The organism is Chryseobacterium cucumeris (genome assembly GCF_016775705.1).
In the GTDB taxonomy this organism is placed as follows: domain Bacteria; phylum Bacteroidota; class Bacteroidia; order Flavobacteriales; family Weeksellaceae; genus Chryseobacterium; species Chryseobacterium cupriresistens.
The window spans coordinates 845,604-867,477 of the sequence record NZ_CP068760.1 but is presented as its reverse complement, the minus strand read 5'-3'; the positions used below and the strand labels follow the sequence as shown (position 1 = coordinate 867,477).

Genomic DNA, 21,874 nt, shown 5'->3' with positions numbered 1-21,874 from the left:
CCTTAAAAAAATTATACAATGAAAAAAAAATCCATCTTTACCGCACTGATTGCCATGATGCTTCAGTCTGGTTCTCTGATCAACGCACAGCAGCTTAGCCCTACAGGGATATGCTATGTGGAAGTGAATAACAACAACCTCCTGAATGCAGGAGCGTACAAACTGCAGACATCGAACAGTTACCTGTTTAATGTGGTGAATATCTTTGCGGCCAATATTAATTATGATACCAGCCGTGGAAGAGCCTATCTGTATTCGAATAATAACGTAACCAAGGTTCTTACCAATGCAGATACCTACATAAAGCCTCTTCAGCAGAAAGGAATGAAAGTCGTACTCACTATTTTAGGAAACCATCAGGGAGCGGGAATCTGTAATTTTCCTACCCGTGAAGCCGCAAAAGACTTTGCTCTGCAGCTTGCCAATACAGTGAATACCTACGGTCTTGATGGAATTGATTTTGATGATGAATATTCTGAATACGGAAATAACGGAACAGGGCAGCCTAATGACAGCTCTTTTGTAATGCTGGTTCAGGAACTCAGAGCTTTATTACCCAATAAGATTATTTCATTCTATTATTATGGTCCTGCCGCTTCAAGACTTTCCTGGAACGGAGCCAGAGTAGGAGATAATGTCAATTACAGCTGGAACGCGATGTACGGAACATTCTCTGCTCCGAATGTACCACCTCTTACCAAAGCACAAATCTCTCCTGCTGCCGTATGGATGGGAAATACTTCCAATTCTACCACCACCAGCCTGGCTACCCAAACTAAAAATGGAGGTTACGGCGTATTCATGTGGTATGATTTACATGGAACGAATGAAACGACACAGCTTTCAGCAGGAACTCAAACCTTATACGGAGAACCTACTGTTTTAAGCGGTACTTTACAATCCTGGACACAGGGAACCAATTGTGACGCCCCTATCGGATTATACACAAGCAACCTTACAGGCACAAGCGCAAAACTAAACTGGTCAGCCGTAGGAAGCAATACCTATGATGTTGATTATAAACCAGCTTCTTCAACAACATGGACAAATGCAGTTTCAGCGACAAGCTCCACTTCTGTAACCATTTCCGGATTAACAGCCAACACCGAATATGACTGGAGAATCAGAACCAACTGCAGCGTGAAAAGTGCCTATATGTTTGCGCCAAGATTTACAAGTACTTCAGGAACAACGCCTACAGGTTCTTATGCTCTGTCTTTGGATGGAAGTACTGAATCAGGAGCGGCCGGAAGTATGAATCTAAGCGGCTCAGCATTGTCTTTTGAAGGGTGGATCAAACCGTCATCGTTCAAATCTGCGTCGCCATATATTTCTTCTATCATGGGAACAGAAGTAAGCGACGGCAATTCTGCATTCTTACGATTAGGAGATGCCAGTCTGGCGAATAATAAACTTCAGTTTGTGGTAAGTATTAATAATGTACAGCAAAAACTGGCTTCTGCAACAGCTTTGAATGCCAATACCTGGTATCATGTGGCAGCTACTTATGACGGTGCCAATATGAAAATTTACATCAACGGTGTTCTGGATGCCACTAAAGCACAAACAGGAAGTGTGAATTCAACAGGAGCATTCAATGTAGGATATTTATATAATACTTCCAGAAACTTCAATGGAAAAATAGATGAGGTAAGAGTGTGGAAACGCGCATTAAGCCAGACAGAAATCAGTCAGAATATGTGTAATGTATCCGTTCCGGCAACTTCACTGGCTGCGTATTGGAAGTTTAACGAAGGAAGTGGTTCTACAGTTCAGGATACTTCAGGAAATGGTGTGACTTTAACGTTAACGGGAGTTGATTCTTCTAACTGGGGAACAGATGTGCCATGTACAACAGGAAGTTCAGTATTAGCAAGAATTGCAGGGCAAAAGGCGATCAATACGGGAGAGACTAACATTAAAAATCAAATCAAATTATATCCTAATCCGGCAAGCAAATCTTCATCACTGACAGTTTCTGTTCCTGATGAATACAGCAAAGGAAAATTGACAATTTATGATTTTAACGGAAGAATCGTAGACACAAAATCACTGAACTCAGGAGATAATCAATATGAATTGAGCAGAATTCCGGCAGGAAACTACATTGTTCAGTTTGAATCTCATGATGGAAGCCTGAAACAATCCGAAAAACTAATTGTAAAATAATAACCCCCGTCATTGGGCCGAAGCCCAATGATTTTTTCTACTACAAAATTGATATACTATGAGAAAAAAATCCTTTTTTATTCCCTTAATGGCCCTGATGCTTCAGTCAGCTCCGGCACTCAAAGCACAGCAGCTTGATCCTTTGGGAGTCTGCTATGTAGAAGTGAACAACAATAATATGCTGAATGCAGGTTCCTATACTTTACAGAATACCAACAGACAGCTTTTTGATGTAGCCATTATTTTTGCAGCCAATATCAACTATGATGTTTCTAAAAACCGTGCTTATATCTCAAACAATAACAACGTTACCAAAGTTCTGAATGATGTCAATACCTATGTAAAACCTTTACAGCAAAAAGGAATAAAAGTATTACTGGATCTTTTAGGAAACCACCAGGGAGCTGGAATTTCCAATTTCCCTAACCGTGAAGCGGCTAAAGATTTTGCCTTACAGGTGGCTCACACTGTTTACACCTACGGACTGGATGGAGTAGACCTTGATGATGAATACGCAGGATACGGAAATAACGGCACAGGACAGCCTAATAACAGCTCTTTTGTTATGTTATTACAGGAATTGAAAGCCGCAATGCCCGATAAACTGATTACATTCTATTACTACGGTCCGGCTACAACCAGACAAACGTATAATGGAGATTTAGCAGGAAATTATATCAATTACACCTGGAATGCCATGTACAGTACGTACAATGCTCCGGTTGTTCCGCCTCTTGATAAATCCAAAATTTCTGCAGCTGCAACGTGGATACAAAACTCGAATCCAAGTTCAACTTCTGCCACTACATTGGCAAGCTTAGCGACCAGTACAAAGAATGATCAATACGGCGTGTTTATGTGGTACGATCTGCCGGGAACCAATGTAGCCAGTTACCTGAGTACAGGATCCAATATTCTTTATAATGAAAATACACTTTTAAGCGGTCAATTATATTCATGGTCACAGGGACAGGCTTGTGATCCTCCATTGGGGCTTGATGTCTCCAACGTGACAGGAACTTCAGCTCAACTGAACTGGACTTCCAATGCATCTCAGTCTTACAATATTGATTACAAACCTGCCAATTCAACAGTATGGACGAATGTAGCCAGCAATTATTCTGGAAATAATATTGTCATCAGCAACCTTACCCTGAATACCAATTACGATTGGAGAATCCAGTCTAACTGCTCAACGACATTAACAAGTACTTATATTTTTGCACCAAGGTTTAACTCCGGAAGTGGCTGCACTACGCCATCAGGATTGACTTCCGGAAGTTTCCTTGGTAATACTACCCAACTGTCATGGGATGCAGGCAACGCCACTTCATATACACTGCAATATAAAACGACTTCAGCAACAACCTGGTCTGAAATTCCAAATATTACCACCAATTCTTACTCATTACAAAACCTGACACCTAACACAAGTTATGTATGGAAAGTACAGGCTTCATGTGCCGGAGGAACTACAAGTAATTATTCAGGAGAAGGATCATTCAACAGTGGTTTTGCTCCGGTTACAAGTCCGGGTGCAAGATCTCTTGCTTTCAACGGAAGCACTCACTACCTTAATGCAGGACAATTTAACCTGAGCGGAAATGCCGTAACATTTGAAGGTTGGGTAAAAGTAAATGCTTTCAAAACAGGCTTTCCGTATATTTCATCGGTAATGGGGATAGAAGTAGGAGATAACAACTCGGCAATACTTCGTTTCGGAGATGGAAACCTTGCGAATAATAAGCTGCAGTTTATATTAAGTTTTGGTTCGTCACAGGTGAAATTGAATACCAATACCGCATTCAACACCAATACATGGTATCATATAGCAGCTACTTATGATGGAACAGCCATGAAAATTTATGTCAATGGTAACCTTGATGCCAGTTTTGCAGTAACGGGTAACTTTACAGCAAACGGAATCCTTTATCTGGGAAGAAACTATGACAATTCCCGTACAATCAATGGTTTCTTGGATGAATTCAGAGTTTGGAAAAAAGCATTAACACCACAGGAAATTTTAAGTAACAGCTGTAATGTTCCTGCCAATTCTACAGGTCTTGAAGCCAACTGGAAAATGGATGAAGGAAGCGGAATGGGAGCTTTGGATGCTACAGCCAATACCCATTTTGCAACCCTGATCAATATGACAGATGCCAACTGGAGAACAGATGTTGCCTGCGCTTCATCCCTTGCAGTAAAAGATATAGAATCAGTAAAAGAGAACAGTGCAGTCTATCCAAACCCTGTGAAACGAGGAAATGACATTCATTTTGCCATTACAGACAGCGCAGCAAATGAAGTAGCATTGTATGATGCTTCAGGAAAATTGTTCAAAAAACAGAATATTAATCAAAATAATAACGCAGTCAATACGCAGGATTTAATCAGTGGTACTTATATTTACAAAATTACATCCACAAACAGTAAAGTAATATCAACCGGTAAAATTATTGTGAAGTAAAATTCAGATAATGAAATAGTTACCGGGACTAATGAAATAGAGTCTGAAATACAAAGCAGGCAGACAGAGGTGTACTTCTGTTTGTCTGTTTTTTCAGTCACAGGAAGACTTGAATTTAAAATAAAAAAATAATGCAGAATATAGTAGGAATCGATATTGGAGGGTCGCATATCACGCTGGCTCAGGTAGATCCGCAAAAACGTGAAATCATTTCATCCACCTATGTAAGAGAACATGTAGATGCTTTCGAAAACAAAGAAGTTATTTTCAACGCCTGGGTTTCAGCCATTCATAAAGTGGCTCATGATCTGGTAAAAGAAGATCTTCTGATTGGTATCGCAATGCCCGGACCTTTCGATTATGAGAAAGGGATATCACTCATGCAGCAGGGGAAATTTATAGATATCTATCAGGTCAATATTAAAGAAGAACTGGCAAAAAGGCTGGATATTTCTCAGAAGCAGATTCATTTTGTAAATGATGCGGCTGCATTTATGGAAGGTGAAGTATTCGGAGGATGCGCTCAGGGATTCAACAGTGCTTTTGGAGTGACTCTTGGAACAGGATTGGGAACGACTTTTTTCAACGGGGAATTTGCTGCCGATGAAGACTTATGGGATTCTCCCTTCAGAGATTCCATCAGTGAAGACTATCTGGCCACCCGCTGGTTTGTGAATCATTATAAGGAACTTACCGGAGAAGAAATCTCAGGAACCAAAGACCTTCTGGATAAATCCAAAGAAATACAAAAAAGAATGTTTGATGAATATGCAGACTCTTTCTCAGAATTTATCGTGAAATATGTCGATCATTACAAACCGGAAGTTTTAGTTATAGGAGGAAATATTGCCAAGGCTTATCCTCATTTTGAGCAAAGATTTATTCAGAATTTAACAAAGAATAATATTAACTTGCAGGTTAAAATTTCGGCCATATTTGAAGATGCGGCCATTCTTGGAGCTGCCAGCTATGCATTAAAAAAGCGTATATAAATTAACAAACGAAAAGATACAATGAAGTTTATATTTTCCACTTGCTTACTGTTATTACAGGCCTGGGCTTTAGGTCAGAATGTATCTCCCGTAGACTATGTGAATCCTTTGATGGGAACCCAATCCAAACCTTCATTATCCAATGGAAATACCTATCCGGCAGTCGGACTTCCCTGGGGAATGAATATCTGGACACCACAGACCGGTAAAATGGGCGACGGATGGGCCTATACCTACGATGCAGATAAAATAAAAGGATTTAAACAGACTCACCAACCCTCTCCATGGATGAACGATTATGGCGCATTTGCCATCATGCCGGGAGTTGGAAAAGTGAAGTTTAAAGAAGACGAAAGAGCAAGCTGGTTCAGCCATAAAGCTGAGGTTACCACACCTTATTTCTATAGCGTTTATCTTGCTGACATCAATGTCACAACAGAATTTACGCCTACAGAACGAGCTTCTTATTTTAAATTTGATTTTCCAAAGACAGACAGTGCTTACGTAGTGGTTGATGCTCTGAACAAAGGTTCTTATATCAAAATTTTACCGAAAGAAAGAAAAATCCTGGGATATACCACGAGATATTCTACCGGGAAGTATGATAATTTTAAAAACTACTTTGTCATTCAGTTTGATAAAGATTTTGAACTCACAAAAACCTGGAAAGACAATAAACTGGTGAATGATCAGTTAGAAATTACCAGTGATCATACAGGTGCTGTAGTAGGGTTTAAGCTTAAAAATAAAGAAACGGTGTATGCAAAAGTAGCCTCTTCATTCATCAGCTTTGAACAGGCAGAACTGAATCTTAAAAGAGAAATCGGAAACAGAAACTTTGAACAGGTAAAAACTGATGCTAAAAATATCTGGAACAAGACATTAGGAAAAATAGATGTAAAAGGGGGAACCGATCAGCAGATGAGAACCTTTTATTCCTCTTTATACAGAACTTTATTCTTCCCGCAGAAACTATATGAAGTGGACGCTCAGAATAAAATAAAACACTGGAGCCCTTACAACGGGAAAATTGTTGACGGAAGAATGTTTGCAGGAACCGGTTTCTGGGATACTTTCCGTGCTTTGTACCCTTTCCTGAATCTTGTTTATCCAAGCATCAATGTAGAAATGCAGGAAGGACTGGCCAATGCTTACAAAGAAGGAGGTTTCTTACCGGAGTGGAGCAGTCCCGGATATTCTGATATTATGATTGGAAACAATTCCGCATCCGTAGTAGCAGATGCTTACATCAAAGGACTTCGCGGATATGACACAGAAGCGCTGTGGCAGGCTGTAAAACACGGAGCAAACAATGAAGGTCCTATAGAAGCTGTGGGCCGCGCGGGAGTAAAGTACTATAATGAATTGGGCTATGTTCCTTACGATGTAAAGATCAATGAAAATGCAGCAAGAACATTAGAATACGCTTATGATGATTTTTCAATCTATCAGTTAGGAAAAGCATTAGGAAGACCTGCTTCAGAAATTGATATTTATAAGAAAAGAGCTTATAATTACAAAAATGTATTTGATAAGGAAACAGGTTTAATGCGTGGTAAAAATAAAGATGGTAACTTCCAGAAACCTTTCAATCCTTTCAAATGGGGAGATGCTTTTACGGAAGGAAACAGCTGGCATTATACATGGTCGGTTTTCCAGGACATTGATGGTTTGGCAGAACTGATGGGTGGGAAAAAGAAATTTGAAGCCAAATTAGATGAAGTATTTTCATTGCCTCCGGTTTTTGATGACAGTTATTATGGAGGCGTGATCCACGAGATCAGAGAAATGCAGATCATGAATATGGGTCAGTATGCCCACGGAAATCAGCCTATTCAGCACATGATTTATCTGTACAACTATGCAGGTGCACCTTACAAAACTCAATATTGGGCGAGACAGGTGATGAATAAATTGTATCATGCCACTCCTGATGGATATTGCGGTGACGAAGATAACGGACAGACTTCCGCATGGTATATTTTCTCAGCCCTTGGGTTTTATCCGGTAACACCAGCAACGGATCAGTATGTGTTGGGAGCACCATTATTTAAAGAAGCCACCATTCACCTTGAAAATGGTAAGAAAATTGAAATAAAAGCTCCTGAAAACAATGCGGAAAATTTATATGTAAAATCTTTGAATGTAAACCAACAGCTTTATTCCAAAAACTGGCTAAGCCACAAGGAATTGATGAAAGGTGCTGTGTTAGACTTTAAAATGGATAGCAAACCTAATAAAGAAAGAGGTACACAGGAAAAAGATTTCCCATATTCAATGTCAAAAGAAGAATCAAATAAATAATTTTTAAATTAAAAATATAGCTGCATGAGTACAGAAAAAAAAGAAATATTCGAGAGAGTAGAGAATATGCTGCAGACACAAGGTTTTACTATTGCTGCAAAAGATGATACAAGACCATGGGGAGGATTTTTTGTGATTGATGAAACACAGGCACAGGATTTTGCCAACCAGTATTTTGACGGGATTGATGTAGACAGCCTGAGAATAGGAGGAAAGCTAAGCCCGAAAATCCTTATCGTAGCTCCGGAAGCAAGATTGAGCTGGCAGTATCACCACAGAAGAGCCGAAATCTGGCAGGTTGTAGAAGGAACGGTAGGAATCAAAAGAAGCAATACCGATGAAGAAGGAGAACTGAAAGAATATGGTCCGAAAGATCAGGTGAAACTTCAGCAGGGAGAAAGACACAGATTAATTGGTCTTGCAGGCTGGGGAATTGTAGCTGAAATCTGGCAGCACACCGATGCGTCCAATCCTTCAGACGAAGATGATATCGTAAGAGTACAGGATGACTTTGGAAGATAAAATAAAAAGAATCGGCTTCAATTTTTGAAGCCGATTTTTTTTATTGGTAAGGAAGCTTGAAGCTGGAAGAAGGAAGTCTCTGTAAGTTTTCATAACTCTTGGATTTCCTTCGTTATTACTGGTGAATTTTATCTGCTAATGGCAAAAAATAAACCTTATAGGTTTCTGAAACCTATAAGGTTTTTGTGTATTTAGGTTTTATCCTCAATAAAATAAAACTTTACTCGCTTGTAGGCACTCCCAGCTTCTATCTTCTATCTTCCCTCCTTAAAACGTCATCTTATTAAGCGTTTACCAGTAGTTTATCCCACATAATAACTTTATAGGCTAATAGCACTCCCAGCATCATTCCTCCAACTTCCTGCTTTTAAAACGTCACATCCAGTCCCAAATAGAAGTTGGCCTTCATAATTGGTGCATATACCATTCCTCCGTCAAAATAGCTTCCGAAAGGATTTTTAAAATCTACAATCGCATTTTTCTGATAATAAGAAGTCAGGTTTTCTCCTCCTACATAAGCTCTGATTTTTTTATTGAAATTTCTTGAGATCTGAGCATTAAGAACTGCATATGATTCCGAATAAGTTGGGAGCTGAAATTCTGCCGGATTCGTTGAAGTATCAGGGAGTCTTTGCTTTCCGACCCAGTTTAAAGTCGTATCAAAACTCCAGAATCCGCCATTATCATTTTTATTGGTTGAATAGGCCAGATTCACAAACCCTCTGTGCTTCGCCATAAAAGGAACTTCTCTTCTTCCACCGATATAATCAGCCTGCACGTCATAATATTTATAAGCCAATCTTACTTCAAGATTTTTGACAGGCATGAAATCCCATTGGGTCTGGAACGAATTCGCAAAAGACTTTCCATCCAGATTATAAAATGTCAGCTGTTGAGGAGATTGATCCAGATCTACCAATACCTGATCCTGGAAATCTGTTCTGAAGAAGTCTGCAACAATGCTCGATTTCCTTCCGAATAACTTAAATTCCTGTTGTAAACTCGCTCCATAATTCCATGCGATTTCAGGTCTTAATCCATAAATATTTCCTCCGTTAGGCAGAATATTAATCGCTCTGTTCGATGCAAAATACTGCTGGCTTTCCGCAAAAACATTTGCAGTTCTGAATCCTCTTCCCGCAGAAAGTCTTAAAATAGTCTGAGGCGTGAAGTCATATTTAAAGTTAAGTCTTGGGGTAAACTGTGTTCCTGCCAGATTATGAAAATCTACTCTGGAACCTGCTACCAAAGTATATTTTAAACCTGTTAAAGTATATTCGGCAAAAATGCCCGGTACAATTTCATTTCTTCTCATATCGTCCAGCAAATACGTTTCTTTGTATCCGTCATATAAGAAACTTGCACCAGCCTTGTACTTGTGGTTGGTGTTTCCGATGATGCTTTCAAAGATTAAATTGGAATAGTATGTATGCTGTTGTCCCGCATAATTTCTCAATCCAAAGAAGCTATCCTGTTGGTGATACACATACTGGTTCATCCAGCCGATACTCTGGTAAGGTTTTCCTTTAAAAACATATCCTGTTTTATTCCAGACCTGAAATCTTGAAATATCAATTCCTACTCCATAAAAAGGCTGTTTGTCCTGACCCAGTTTTTTATCAAAACCAATTTGTCCTGCCGTTCTTTCATCTCTGATAAAATTAATTCCAAAATGAGACCCGAATCCTGACTTTTCAAGATCATTATAATTAAGCAAATAAGCTGCATTGATCTGTGTTCCTTTCGGTCTGTCCAGAAAACCATCATCATTCATATCCGTATTTCCAAATGTTCCGTTGCCGTGAAGAAGAAAGGTTTGCGACCATTTATCGTTGATAGGAGAAACATTGGTGATATTGATTTCCGCTCTTCCATTGAAGTCAGAAAAAAGGTTCAGTGATGTTTCAGGCGTCTTGGCATTTTTTAAAAGCTCAGTATTGATTTGTCCTGTGATACTTTCATAACCGTTTGTTACGGTACTTCCTCCTTTGGTAAGCTGAATACTTTCAATCCATCTTCCCGGGATAAAATTTAAGCCATAGGCAGAAGCCAGACCTCTGATCTCAGGTAGCTGTTCTTTTGTCAAACTCGTGTATTTCTGATCCAACCCAAGCATTTTCAACTGTTTTGTTCCCGTAACTGCATTGCTGAAAGAAACATCTACCGTTGCATTGGTTTCGAAGCTTTCAGACAGATTACAGCAAGCTGCCTTTAACAGCTCTTTTTTATCAATATTAAAAACAAGTCCGGCTTCTTTCTTACTTAAAGCTGTTGCTGCCTTAGAACCCGTTACCACAACACCATCAATACTTTTTTCGTGCTGGGAATGATCTTCTTTATCAGATGAAGTCTCATTGTCTTTACGACCTTCATGTTTTGTTTCTTCTTCGTAATGCATTTTTGGATTGGGTTCACCAAAAGTAAAATCCCTGTCATAGAGGCAGCATCCCGGAAGACTATTGTAAACAGCATCTGAAGCCTTATATTTTTCATTATCATGTCCTGCATCAGCAGTAGCCTTTAAAATCTTATCTGATGAAGTTTTTGAAGGATCAAAATGTAAAGTAACCGTTTGCTTTTCAGCATTCCATTCTGCAGTATCGGCACCGGCATCTTTGGATGCTTTTTCAATTCTGGCTTTACATGAAGCACAGTTTCCTCTTACGTAGAATTCATTTTCTTTTTTAGGGGAAATAGTAGCATCTGCATGGTGCTTATGATGGGTTTCTGTCTGGGAAGGCTGCAGATCTCTGTCGTAATGACAGCATCCCGGAAGTCCTTCATAGGTTGTATCAGAAGCTTTGAATTTCTCATTGTCATGTCCTGCTTCTGCTACTTTTTTCAGAATATCATCAGAAGATACCTTATCTGTTTCTAGGGTTAGTGTTTGAAAATCAACAGAGTAAACGGCTGTTTTGGCACCCGCTTTTTTTGCTGCACTTTCAATTCTTGTTTTGCACATTTCACAGTTCCCTTTTACCTTGAACTGATTTTTTGAAAGTGTCTGAGCAGATATATATTGTGTAAATAGGAATAATGCACCAAGTATGAACCTGGAAATATATAATTTCATTTTGTTTAAAGTTTTAATTAATTAAAAAACAGTTCATTATAAGGCATAATGAACCCATGGTATTTAATTAACCTATCTTGGGCGGTTGCCAGATTTCCTTCAAACGGTCTGAAAGATAAGGATCTGAATATTGAAACTGAGGATTCTTATTCGCTTTGTAATAAGACAGTTCCAGACGTAGATTTTTTGAAAAAGGGGTTTCAATAAAAGTATAGCAGGCAATGCATGATGAGCAGCAGTCATCATTACATGATTTTGTGTTATCATGTTTGCTGTCTTTTTTTGAAGAATGATTTTTACAGCAGTCCATTTTCTTGGAAGATTCTGCTTTACAGCATGTTTCCTGCATTTCCTGCGCATAGAAATAGTCCTTGGGAATCAGAAAAACTCCCAGACAAAAAACTATGGCAAGTATGTGAAACAGCTTCATCTGTGCAAAAATACAAAATTTATGGTAAAGGATCACCAACTTTTAGAGAACAGCTGTGCCATGGCTCACCATGAGCGGGATTCAGTTTCGGTTTTTCTCCCATTGCGAGATTCTGTGCTGCAGGTGCAGGAGCCGGACTTGGAGCTGCTTGAACTGCATTTTGCACTGCCTGTGGCGCAGGAGCTGGCTTACTGTTTAAGGGCTGTCCTACAGGAATATCGCATCGGTGTCCAGGCTGTCCATGTGGAGGATTCATTCCTGGTGCGGTTTTTATCTGTTTCCCGTTATTATCAAGGGTGATTTTTCCCGGTGATATAGCATTTGGATCAATCTGGATGGTATTGCCCCCGCTCACATTTACATTTTGTGTTGCAGGAGCAGCTGCGGAAGGTTGCCCATTCAAAGGTTGTCCTACCGGAATATCGCATCGGTGCCCCGGTTGCCCGTGTGGAGGATTCATTCCCGGAGCTGTAGCCATAGGAGCAGGAGCAGCGTTGGACTGGATGCCTGCCTGTTCCATCAGAGCGGTTTTTGAGGTGGTATTTAGAGCTACGTTGGGCTGACCAGCGTTGGCTTCTTCTTTTAAGTAAGTAGCTCTTTCATCCTTTTTACAGGATGCGGCTAAGAGTGATACGGCAATCAAACCTATAAATGTATTCTTCATATCCATGGGTATGAAACAAAATTAGCAAAACATTTTCAATTGTTTTGCTAATTTTATACTTATAATTTGATTTTTGGATTAATTTTTTACCAAAAGTCTAAATCCTTCTCCGTGAACGTTGATGATTTCCAATCCTTCGTCGTCTTTTAACAACTTACGAAGCTTGGCAATATAAACGTCCATACTTCTTGCTGTAAAATAATTTTCTTTTTTCCAGATCTTTCTTAAAGCAAGATCTCTCGGCATGAAATCATTTCTATGGATGCAAAGAAGTTTTAATAATTCATTTTCTTTAGGAGAAAGTTTATATTCTTTATCACCTACTTTCAGCTGTCTCAGCATAGAGTCAAAGAAAATATTACTGATTTTGAACTGCTCCTGTTCTTCATTTTCCAAGGTAGAACTTCTCTGAAGAATTGCTTTTATTTTGTATAAAAGAAGCTCAGTATCAAAAGGTTTTGTAATATAATCATCAGCACCTAACTGATATCCCTTCAGAATATCTTCTCTCATGTTTCTTGCAGTAAGGAAAATGATAGGTGTATTTTTATCAATCTTTTTTACGTCTTCCGCTAATGAAAATCCGTCTTTTTTAGGCATCATTACGTCAAATATGCAGATATCGAATTCATTTTCTGTAAATTCTTTAAGTCCCTGCTCCCCGTCAGTGGCAAGAGTCACTTCAAAATTATTGATGGTCAAATAATCTTTAAGCACCGCCCCGAAACTCTGATCGTCCTCTACTAATAATATTCTGTTGCTCATAATTTTAATAATTAAAAATTAACAATTAAGAATGAACTTCCTCACTCTATCTTCTATATTTTGATATTTGGTTTAACTTTATAATTGATGAATGATCATTGATAACTGATGTGAAAGAATCGGTATCATTTATCGCTTATCATCTATCATTTATTTTTCTAGCTCATCGGCAGTTTTATCGTAAACGTACTTCCTTTTCCTTTATGAGAGTCTACAATAATCTGTCCCTTGTGCAGTTCTACAATTTTCTTCACGTAAGAAAGACCTAATCCCTGGCCTTTTACGTTGTGAATATTTCCGGTTTCTTCCCTGAAGAATTTTTCGAAAATTTTGGTTTTATTCTGTGTATCCATTCCCATTCCTTTATCGGAAATTTCAATCACATACCAGTGTCCTTCATTTCTTGTTTCCACATGTATTTCCGGTGCTTCAGGAGAATATTTATTGGCATTATCCAGTAAGTTGACCAGCATATTGGAGATGTGGAATTCATCTATTTTAAAATTATACTGAGTGGCCGTGAACTTCTGCGTAAGGGTTCCGTTTCTTTGCTGTACAATCAGATTGAAAGATTCTGTTGTTTTTTTGATCAGCTCTCTTACGTTGGTCTCTTTTAAAAATAATTCCACTTCATTTCGCTCAAGCTTGGACATGTTAAGTACATTTTCCACCTGTTTTTTCATCCTTAAATTCTCCTGTTTGATCAGTTCGGAATAGTATTTTACTTTATCCGGATTGGTGGCAATTTTGTCATTAGCCAATGAATCCGTTGCAACAGAAATAGTTGCCAATGGCGTCTTAAACTCGTGGGACATGTTGTTGATGAAGTCTGTTTTTACTTCAGCAAGTTTTTTCTGCCTCATCATATAATTGATGGAAATAATATAAATCCCAAGAATGGTAAGGAGAGAAAGGAATGTTCCCAAAAGCATCGGCCAGTTATTCATCGCCAGGGAATATTCTTTTTTAGGAAATACCAGGGCAAGGCTGTATAAAGTATTTTTCTTATCGGCAAAAAGAGGAAAGCTGTAGGTATTACTGTCTTTCTTTTCTTTATAAGCCTTATTCGCAATGCTTGTAAGCTTATTATTACGATCCAGAACTCCATATCCGAACTTGGCAGTGATACCTCTTATTTTCAGTTCTTTGGCAATAACGGAGTCAAGAGTTTTCGGATCTACTCTTTTAGTAATAGGAAGGTTGTTTCCATATACTTTCACAAACTCTTTCATGGAATAATCTCCCGTCTCAATCTCCTGATTGATATCTTGCGTTAAAAGTTCGCGATTGGTGGTATCTCTTTTTATTTTATAAGCAGCTTCGTCTGTGTACAATGTAGTCAGCTTGATAGAATCTCCTTTTTGAGAAATAGGCAGCTGCGTTTTTTCAATAATATTTTTGGAATAAATAATCTGTCTTTGAGTCCCGGAGTCTTCTACTTGCTGAATGGTAGTTAAAGATGGCTGTTTGCTGTTCGCAAGAATATTTTTTCTGAAATCTTTATAATCCTGATTCAGGTATTTGTCAGCTTCAATCTCTTCAATACTTTTTGAAGTACTTTCCAAAACCGCATACACTTTATTTGAAAAATCCTGTTCCAGTACGCCGTAATAGCCTTTCAACCAATAAAATTGGAGCGTTACAAAGACAATCAGTGAGATCGTCATAAACACTGAAATTATTGGGATGAATTTGTTATTCATTATTTAAAATATATATGTTTTGGAAAAATGAATGTTAAAATTAATTTTTTTAAGAGTACATAAACAAAAAACGAGCCAAAAAATTGTTTTTTTTTTCTTAAAAGAGTGTTTTTTAACAATTATTTATGAATTATCTTTTACTTGTCATATGAAAAGTCCTTTCAATAAATAAAATGCTAACTTTAATAAAAATAAATATATATGGAATCTACGATCATTTTCAACAAAGATTTTGATGCATCAAGTACTTATGTTATGAAGATTTTTAAGGCTGATGTTTCAACCGTATGGAACTATTTTACACAAGCAAGATTATTGGATCAATGGTGGGGACCTAAACCGTGGAAATGTGAAACGGTAAGTCAGGATTTCAAGGAAGGAGGTATCTGGATGTACACAATGGTAGGTCCGAACGGTGAAAAAGGACCTATGTATGCTCAAACTCAATATGGAGAAATTACAGAACACAGAAGTCTTGACTGGATGAGTGCTTTCTGTGATGAAAAAGGGAATATCAATGAAGACTTCCCAAGGTCAAAATGGCTGATTGGCTTTACCGGAGTGGAGGAAGGAACTAAAGTAACCATCAATATCCATTACCATTCTCCTGAAGTGATGAAAAAGCTTATGGATATGGGATTTGAAGAAGGCTTTAAAATGGGACTGAATCAATTGGAAGAATTAATAGGTTAATGTAAAACAGTTTCCATCTGAAGATTTTGAAATGTAAAAGTAATGATAACAAAGATTTTTATACTATATAAAGAGGATGTTACAATGAACATCCTCTTTATTATTCTGTTATTGAATTACAGTTTTTCTATACTGATAAAAGTTCCGTCTGTAGGAACAATTTTATAGACATCAGCCACAGTCAGAATAGAAACTCCTCCTGAAACCTGAACTTTCAACTGATCTCCTTTGTCAAACATAGACAGAAACTCCATGGTTCCCACCCTGTTTGCTCCTGCAGTAATTAATATGGCTTCATTTAAAGCAATATCATTTCTCGCAAGCACATTTCCGTTCTTCAAAGCTCTGAAAGAAATGGTTGGCGGGCTGACATGTATCCCTGAAGTTTTTACTTTTAAACTAATCAGCACCCTGTAGAGCCCTGATTCTTTAAAAGTAAAGTTGTTGAAATTGCTATTTACGATCCCCTGCGGATTAATGATCCCAAGTTTATCCATATCCTGTGTATTGTCATAAAATCCGAACGGGACATCTTTTTCTCCACATCCGATAAGCACACAGGTTACAGAAGGGAAGTCGCTTTCTGCCATTGCAGGATTCATACTGGCGCGGGTTGTTCTTCCTCCGCTTTCATAAAAAGTGGGTTTCCACTTCTCACCATCATAGACAACCACTCTTTTGATGTCCTTTCTGTATAAGATCATTCCCTGCATGCCTGGGTCATCATTGAAGTGATCTGGCTGAATGGCATTGTAAAGAGGTAGTTCAGTTTCATAATTTACTGTCGGGATCATCATCCCTTTAGATTTTGCTGCATTATCTTCCTTATTGACTACACTGAACATTGCATTGGCACTTGAGCTTGCATTACTGCCTACTGTGACTTGAGAAAAGGATATTGATGCTATCAGTAAAAGTGTGAATATATATGTTTTCTTTATCATATTAGTTCAGTTTTTCGATATAGATATAAGTGTCTTTATCATTCATTTTAAAATTTACTCCGGTTCCGAGGTTCAAACCCGTGTCAGCCTGAATTCCGCCTCTTAGGCGGATCTGGTCACCTGCATGAAGATATTTGGTGGTAGAAAAGCTGTTCACAGAATTGGAGCTGCCTGCTGTAACCACCAATCCATAAAGTAAGAAACTGTTTTCATGAATTTTTTGCCAGCCATCTGCTAATGCATTTACATAGAGCGCCTGCAGGGATACAATTGTAGCTGCATTTCCTACAGAGAGACCGCCTGCACTGCTTGTTTTTACGGAAGGATTAATTCTGTAAAAACCATCAGAAGGAATGGTAATCTCGCCATTGCTATTTACAGTAAGCCCAAGGTTATTGATGTTATTTCTGTCAGCATCATTTAAAATGTTGAACTGTAGAGTGGGGCGTCCGGTAATTCCCAGTACATTGGCAACAGTCAGATCAGCTGCATTTGATCCCAGGATACTTAGATTTTTATAATTTTTAATACTCCTTTCGGTAACTGCCAGCCATCGGTAGCCGTCATATTTTACAACGTCTTTTATTTCTTTGTTATAAAATACCAGTCCATTATCACTAGGGTTGTTCTCATATAAATCCGGATGAGAGGCATTATAATTAGGCAATTCGGTATGATTTTCGACAACAGGAAGTATGATTCCCTTTGTCTTACTTTCTACCTGTAACTGGGCTCTTGTATGAATTTTTTCCGGGTTGTCACCCATTTTTACCTGAGCATATCCCAGGCTTCCCAGGGCTGTTAAAGTTAATATGTTGAGTGCAATTGCTTTCTTTGTCATCTTAATCACTTACTTTGGTAAATATTATTTCTCTTGGATAGAATGAGGCGATATTAGTATTTGTAGCAGCAGTTAAGGTAACAACTACAGATACTGTGGCAAGAGGAGATTGAATTCTGGAAACAATATAATCACCGGGATTCAATCGGATTCGGGTTGTTGTAAATGCCGCCGTGTTGGTATCTCCGCCAATTCCCAGGATTCCGTAATAATCAGGCGAAAAGGTGGTTAGTTTGACTTCATTAAAACTGTTGTCAGGCTGCTTAAGATAAGCTCTTAACTGATACTGCGGACCGCTGGTCAAAGAAACGGCACCTCCTGTTTTGGAGGGTACATTTAAGTAAATGTCATAAACACCTGCCTGATTAATAACGAATTTTGCATTGTCAAAACTCTGGTCTGTATAGAGTCCTCCTCCCGGAACAACCGCAGTTTCTCTTATTATACCGAGATTGTTGTAAGATTTCTGCCCGTCAACAGGCGCACTGAACCCAAGCCCCACATGTCTTCCACATCCGAGAAGAACACAAACGACACTGATTTCTTCATCAGCATTAGACAAAAACCTGGACTGCTTCATCTTGAAATCTGCAGCAGTAGGTTCATTGTTCCATTTTGCTCCGTCATAAGAGTAAAAAGTGGCATGTGTTTTTTCAAACATCATCATCCCTGTCATTTCTGGATCAGAGGCAGCTGGTGCATAGAGAGGAAGATTGTCTGGAGAAGATACTTCAGGAAGCATCATACCAAAATTTTTACCCCCATATTTCCCGTCTATCTGTAAAATAGCCTTGTTGTGAATTTCAACAGTGGGGTTTTTGGAAACCCCTACTTGTGAAAAGGCTAAATTAACAATGATCAACATCAAAGAGGTGTTAATTTTTTTCATGGTTTGATTTCTATTTAAATTTTAATCTGTTTTTTTTCAGAAGAATTTTTTCGAAATACATCGTTTTTCAATTGTTTGGTTTGTGTAGTTTTTATTCAAATTTTATCCTCCCCGACTCATTATGTGAACCGGAGTTATCATTTGCTTTGTTGTTTTTTCAGACTTATACATCTTGAAGAAATGACCATAATATCTGAGGGAAATTGGCCGCAGAAAAGGGCCAAAAGAATGTGGTCTTAGTGTGACTAAGATACAACTCTCATGTGGTACCATCCAATCAAAATGAGAAATATTATGTGAGAAACGTTCTATTTGTAAGAAAGGATTCTGATAATGACCTGGAAATGAATTGGTTTAAAATTTAAATAAGTGTTTAAATTTTTACTTAGAATTTAAATAGCCATATTGATTTTGTTTAAAAAAATAGAGGCAAGTTTTTGGCTTGTCTCTATTTCGTTAATAAAGTAATGTTATTTGGATAGGTTTTGATAATTATTACATGGAATTTTTATCAAAACTCTAAATTGATGCATTTACGGCTTAGATCAGTTCTTCTTCCTGAAAATACTGGATAATCGCCTTTTTCATAAGCAAAGTCTGCTCATTAGGTTTGAGTTCCGGAAGTTCTTCCACAGTTTCAAAGTGGGGCCATCCGTCTTCATAGTGGGTAAATTTATAATATCCAAAAGGCTCAAGCAATCTGCAGACTGCAATATGAATCAGGTTTACTTTGTCTTCTTTTGTATATTTTTGCTGGCCGCTTCCCAGCTCCTGCAACCCTATCAGAAATAAGAGGGTTTCAATGGGCGGATTCTTCTCAGTCTGAAAATTATCTTCGAAGAACTGTTCTATTTTTTTCCAATATTCGGATTCGTTCATAATATATTTAAATGATAAATGATAGTTGATCAATGATAAAGTTAGTTCTTTAGCATTTTTCTATAGGAAGAAGTTACTTTCAGTATTTCTTCAGTTTTTGTTTTTATATCTGCTATAATTTCTTTTTGAACATATTCCAGTTCCTCTAACATTTCAAGCCAAAACAAAGTTTCATCAGTTTCTTCAATCACGATAGATATTTTAGAAAACCGCTCAGCTTTTGATCTTGCTCTGCACATAGCTCTATAATTAGCAGCCATAGAAGTAGAAGACCGGAATATTTGTTTTCTGATCACAGAAAAGGCTTCATTAGGTGGAAGTTTAGAAAATTCTTTAATGATCATGATGGCTAGCTGCTTTGTTTTAAGAGCAAAAATTGTATTATAATCCGGGCTATCCATCATTTATCATTTATGAATTATTATTTATCTTTAACAGAAACGCATACTCCAGTGCATCTTCTTTCAGAGATTCAAATCTTCCGCTTGCCCCTCCGTGTCCGGAGCTCATGTCGGTTTTGAAGACTAAAATATTATTATCTGTTTTTAATTCTCTCAGTTTTGCCGTCCATTTTGCAGGTTCCCAATACTGTACCTGAGAATCATGAAATCCTGTCGTGATCAGCATGTGAGGATAATCTTTAGCCTCTACATTATCATAGGGAGAATAGTCTTTCATATAATGGTAATATTCCTCGTCATTTGGATTTCCCCACTCATCATATTCTCCGGTTGTCAACGGAATCGTATCATCCAACATTGTTGTAACAACATCTACAAAAGGTACCTGTGCCACAATTCCGTTGAATAACTGAGGTTCATAATTTACCACAGCGCCTACCAGCAATCCGCCGGCACTTCCTCCCATGGCATACATATGTTTGGATGAAGTATAATTTTCTCTGATCAGGTATTTTCCGGCATCAATAAAATCAAAAAATGTATTTTTCTTAAACAGCATCTTCCCGTCTTCATACCATTCTCTTCCCAGATATTCTCCACCACGGATGTGAGCAATAGCATAAATAAATCCTCTATCCAGCAAAGACAATCTTACATTGGAAAAGCTGGCATCAACAGTATGTCCGTAGCTTCCATATCCATATAAAAGAAGGGGAGTGTCAGGTGATTTCTTAGTGTCTTTATGATATACCAGTGAAATAGGAACTTTTGTCTTTCCATCTCTTGAATCTGCCCAGATTCTCTCCGAAATATAATTTTCAGGAGCAAACTTTCCACCCAAAACTTCCTGTTGTTTCAGAAGTTTTGTCGTCTTTTCCTTCATGTTGTACTCATATGTGGAACTAGGCTGTGTAAGAGAAGTATATCCATAGCGTAAAATTTCCGTATCAAATTCCAGATTGATCCCGATATAAGCCGTATAAGTAGGATCGGAGAAAGGTAAGTAGTAAGATTCCTGTGTTTTCTCATCAATGATTTTGATCTGAAGCAATCCTCTTTCTCTTTCCTCAAGAACCAGATAATCTTTAAAAATTTCAAAACCTTCCAGTAAAACTTCTGCACGGTGCGGAATCACGTCAACCCAGTTTTCCATACCGCAGTTATCAATCTTTGTCTTTACAATCTTGAAATTGATCGCATCATCCGCATTGGTAATGATATAAAATTCGTCTTTATAATGCTCTACTGAATATTCAAGATCATCTATTCTTGGCTGGATCACCGTCCATTCTGCAAATACATTGTCAGAAGGGATAAAACGGTGTTCATCCGAAATAGTGCTTGAGCTTGCAATGAAAATATACTCTAATGATTTTGTCTTAAATACATTGACATCAAAAGTCTCATCTTCTTCATGGAAAATCAGAACATCTTCCACTGAATCTGTTCCCAGCTGATGTCTGTATACCTGAAATGCCCGAAGACTTTTGTCTTTTCTGATGTAAAAAATATGCTGGTTATCATTCGCCCAAACAGCTTTCCCTGTGGTATTAGGGATCGTATCCGGCAAAATTTCTCCTGTCTTTAAATTTTTAAAATTAAGTGTATAAATTCTTCTTCCTACATCATCTGAAGAAAAAGAGGCCAGTTCGTTACTGGGGCTTACTGCTACACTTCCTACTTCAAAAAACTCTTTGCCGTCTGCCAGAATATTAACGTCGAGTACAATTTCCTCATCATTCTCAAGGCTTTTATACTTTCTGCAGAAGATAGGATATTCTTTGCCTTCTTCATAACGCACAATATACCAGTACTCATTAAAGAAATAAGGCAGAGACTCATCATCCTTTTTATAGCGGGCCTTCATCTCTTCGAAAAGCTCTTCCTGAAGAGCTTCCGTATCTTTCATGATGAATTCTTCGTAGGCATTTTCTTCCTCAATGTATCGGATAACTTCAGGGTTTTCCCTTTCATTCAGCCAAAAGTAATTATCAGTTCTTCTATCGCCGTGTTTTTCTAGTATTTTTTCAATTTTTTTTGCCTGTGGAGCTTTCATCCGGGGTATTTTTATTTTTTTATTGAATAGAATGTTCTTATACTTTTTTCTTCTGAAAGTAAGTAATTTAAGCAGAAATCCT

17 protein-coding genes are annotated in these 21,874 nt (G+C 38.0%); 6 read left to right on the top strand and 11 right to left on the bottom strand.

All coding sequences use genetic code 11. The features are described from left to right. Positions 1-18 precede the first annotated feature (18 nt). The 5 genes from JNG87_RS03845 to JNG87_RS03825 all read left to right on the top strand — a co-directional run bounded on the left by JNG87_RS03845 (position 19) and on the right by JNG87_RS03825 (position 8,454). On the top strand, positions 19-2,169 hold the full coding sequence (locus JNG87_RS03845; protein WP_202841793.1) for an endo-beta-N-acetylglucosaminidase H: 2,151 nt from the start codon (positions 19-21) through the stop codon (positions 2,167-2,169). A gap of 58 nt (positions 2,170-2,227) precedes the next feature. Next, positions 2,228-4,636: an endo-beta-N-acetylglucosaminidase H gene (locus JNG87_RS03840; protein ID WP_202841792.1), complete on the top strand. Its 2,409-nt coding sequence runs from the start codon at positions 2,228-2,230 to the stop codon at positions 4,634-4,636. A gap of 131 nt (positions 4,637-4,767) precedes the next feature. Continuing rightward, on the top strand, positions 4,768-5,628 hold the full coding sequence (locus tag JNG87_RS03835) for an ROK family protein (protein ID WP_202841791.1): 861 nt from the start codon (positions 4,768-4,770) through the stop codon (positions 5,626-5,628). Positions 5,629-5,649: 21 nt separating this feature from the next. Then, complete coding sequence (locus tag JNG87_RS03830) at positions 5,650-7,932, top strand: GH92 family glycosyl hydrolase (protein ID WP_202841790.1); 2,283 nt, start codon at positions 5,650-5,652, stop codon at positions 7,930-7,932. Between the two features lie 24 nt (positions 7,933-7,956). Further along, positions 7,957-8,454: a phosphoheptose isomerase gene (locus JNG87_RS03825; protein WP_062673259.1), complete on the top strand. Its 498-nt coding sequence runs from the start codon at positions 7,957-7,959 to the stop codon at positions 8,452-8,454. Between the two features lie 367 nt (positions 8,455-8,821). Here JNG87_RS03825 and JNG87_RS03820 read toward each other — a convergent pair whose 3' ends face one another. The 5 genes from JNG87_RS03820 to JNG87_RS03800 form a co-directional block, all read right to left on the bottom strand. Beyond that, the gene (locus JNG87_RS03820) at positions 8,822-11,527 is read right to left on the bottom strand and encodes a TonB-dependent receptor domain-containing protein (protein ID WP_202841789.1); all 2,706 of its coding nucleotides are present in this window, start codon (positions 11,525-11,527) and stop codon (positions 8,822-8,824) included. Positions 11,528-11,594: 67 nt separating this feature from the next. Next, complete coding sequence (locus JNG87_RS03815) at positions 11,595-11,957, bottom strand: hypothetical protein (protein ID WP_202841787.1); 363 nt, start codon at positions 11,955-11,957, stop codon at positions 11,595-11,597. Between the two features lie 19 nt (positions 11,958-11,976). Beyond that, complete coding sequence (locus JNG87_RS03810) at positions 11,977-12,621, bottom strand: hypothetical protein (protein WP_238349663.1); 645 nt, start codon at positions 12,619-12,621, stop codon at positions 11,977-11,979. Positions 12,622-12,699: 78 nt separating this feature from the next. Next, the gene (locus JNG87_RS03805; RefSeq protein ID WP_002982671.1) at positions 12,700-13,386 is read right to left on the bottom strand and encodes a response regulator transcription factor; all 687 of its coding nucleotides are present in this window, start codon (positions 13,384-13,386) and stop codon (positions 12,700-12,702) included. A gap of 158 nt (positions 13,387-13,544) precedes the next feature. Continuing rightward, positions 13,545-15,089 carry a sensor histidine kinase gene (locus JNG87_RS03800; RefSeq protein ID WP_062673264.1) on the bottom strand — a complete coding sequence of 515 codons (1,545 nt, stop codon included), beginning with the start codon at positions 15,087-15,089 and terminating at the stop codon, positions 13,545-13,547. A 201-nt stretch (positions 15,090-15,290) separates the two neighbouring features. Here JNG87_RS03800 and JNG87_RS03795 point away from each other — a divergent pair, with 201 nt between their 5' ends. Then, positions 15,291-15,782: an SRPBCC domain-containing protein gene (locus tag JNG87_RS03795; protein ID WP_202841785.1), complete on the top strand. Its 492-nt coding sequence runs from the start codon at positions 15,291-15,293 to the stop codon at positions 15,780-15,782. Between the two features lie 116 nt (positions 15,783-15,898). Here JNG87_RS03795 and JNG87_RS03790 read toward each other — a convergent pair whose 3' ends face one another. From JNG87_RS03790 to JNG87_RS03765, 6 genes are all read right to left on the bottom strand, one after another. After that, positions 15,899-16,726 carry a hypothetical protein gene (locus JNG87_RS03790; protein ID WP_202841784.1) on the bottom strand — a complete coding sequence of 276 codons (828 nt, stop codon included), beginning with the start codon at positions 16,724-16,726 and terminating at the stop codon, positions 15,899-15,901. 1 nt (position 16,727) lies between these two features. Continuing rightward, positions 16,728-17,567 carry a hypothetical protein gene (locus JNG87_RS03785; RefSeq protein WP_202841783.1) on the bottom strand — a complete coding sequence of 280 codons (840 nt, stop codon included), beginning with the start codon at positions 17,565-17,567 and terminating at the stop codon, positions 16,728-16,730. 1 nt (position 17,568) lies between these two features. Then, positions 17,569-18,456, bottom strand: coding sequence for a hypothetical protein (locus JNG87_RS03780; protein WP_202841782.1), 888 nt, complete (start codon positions 18,454-18,456; stop codon positions 17,569-17,571). 540 nt (positions 18,457-18,996) lie between these two features. Then, the gene (locus JNG87_RS03775; protein ID WP_202841781.1) at positions 18,997-19,335 is read right to left on the bottom strand and encodes a hypothetical protein; all 339 of its coding nucleotides are present in this window, start codon (positions 19,333-19,335) and stop codon (positions 18,997-18,999) included. Positions 19,336-19,376: 41 nt separating this feature from the next. Further along, a complete protein-coding gene (locus tag JNG87_RS03770) occupies positions 19,377-19,739 on the bottom strand; it encodes a four helix bundle protein (RefSeq protein ID WP_238349662.1) in 363 nt (120 codons plus the stop codon). 7 nt (positions 19,740-19,746) lie between these two features. Then, complete coding sequence (locus JNG87_RS03765; protein WP_202841780.1) at positions 19,747-21,792, bottom strand: S9 family peptidase; 2,046 nt, start codon at positions 21,790-21,792, stop codon at positions 19,747-19,749. Positions 21,793-21,874: the final 82 nt, after the last annotated feature.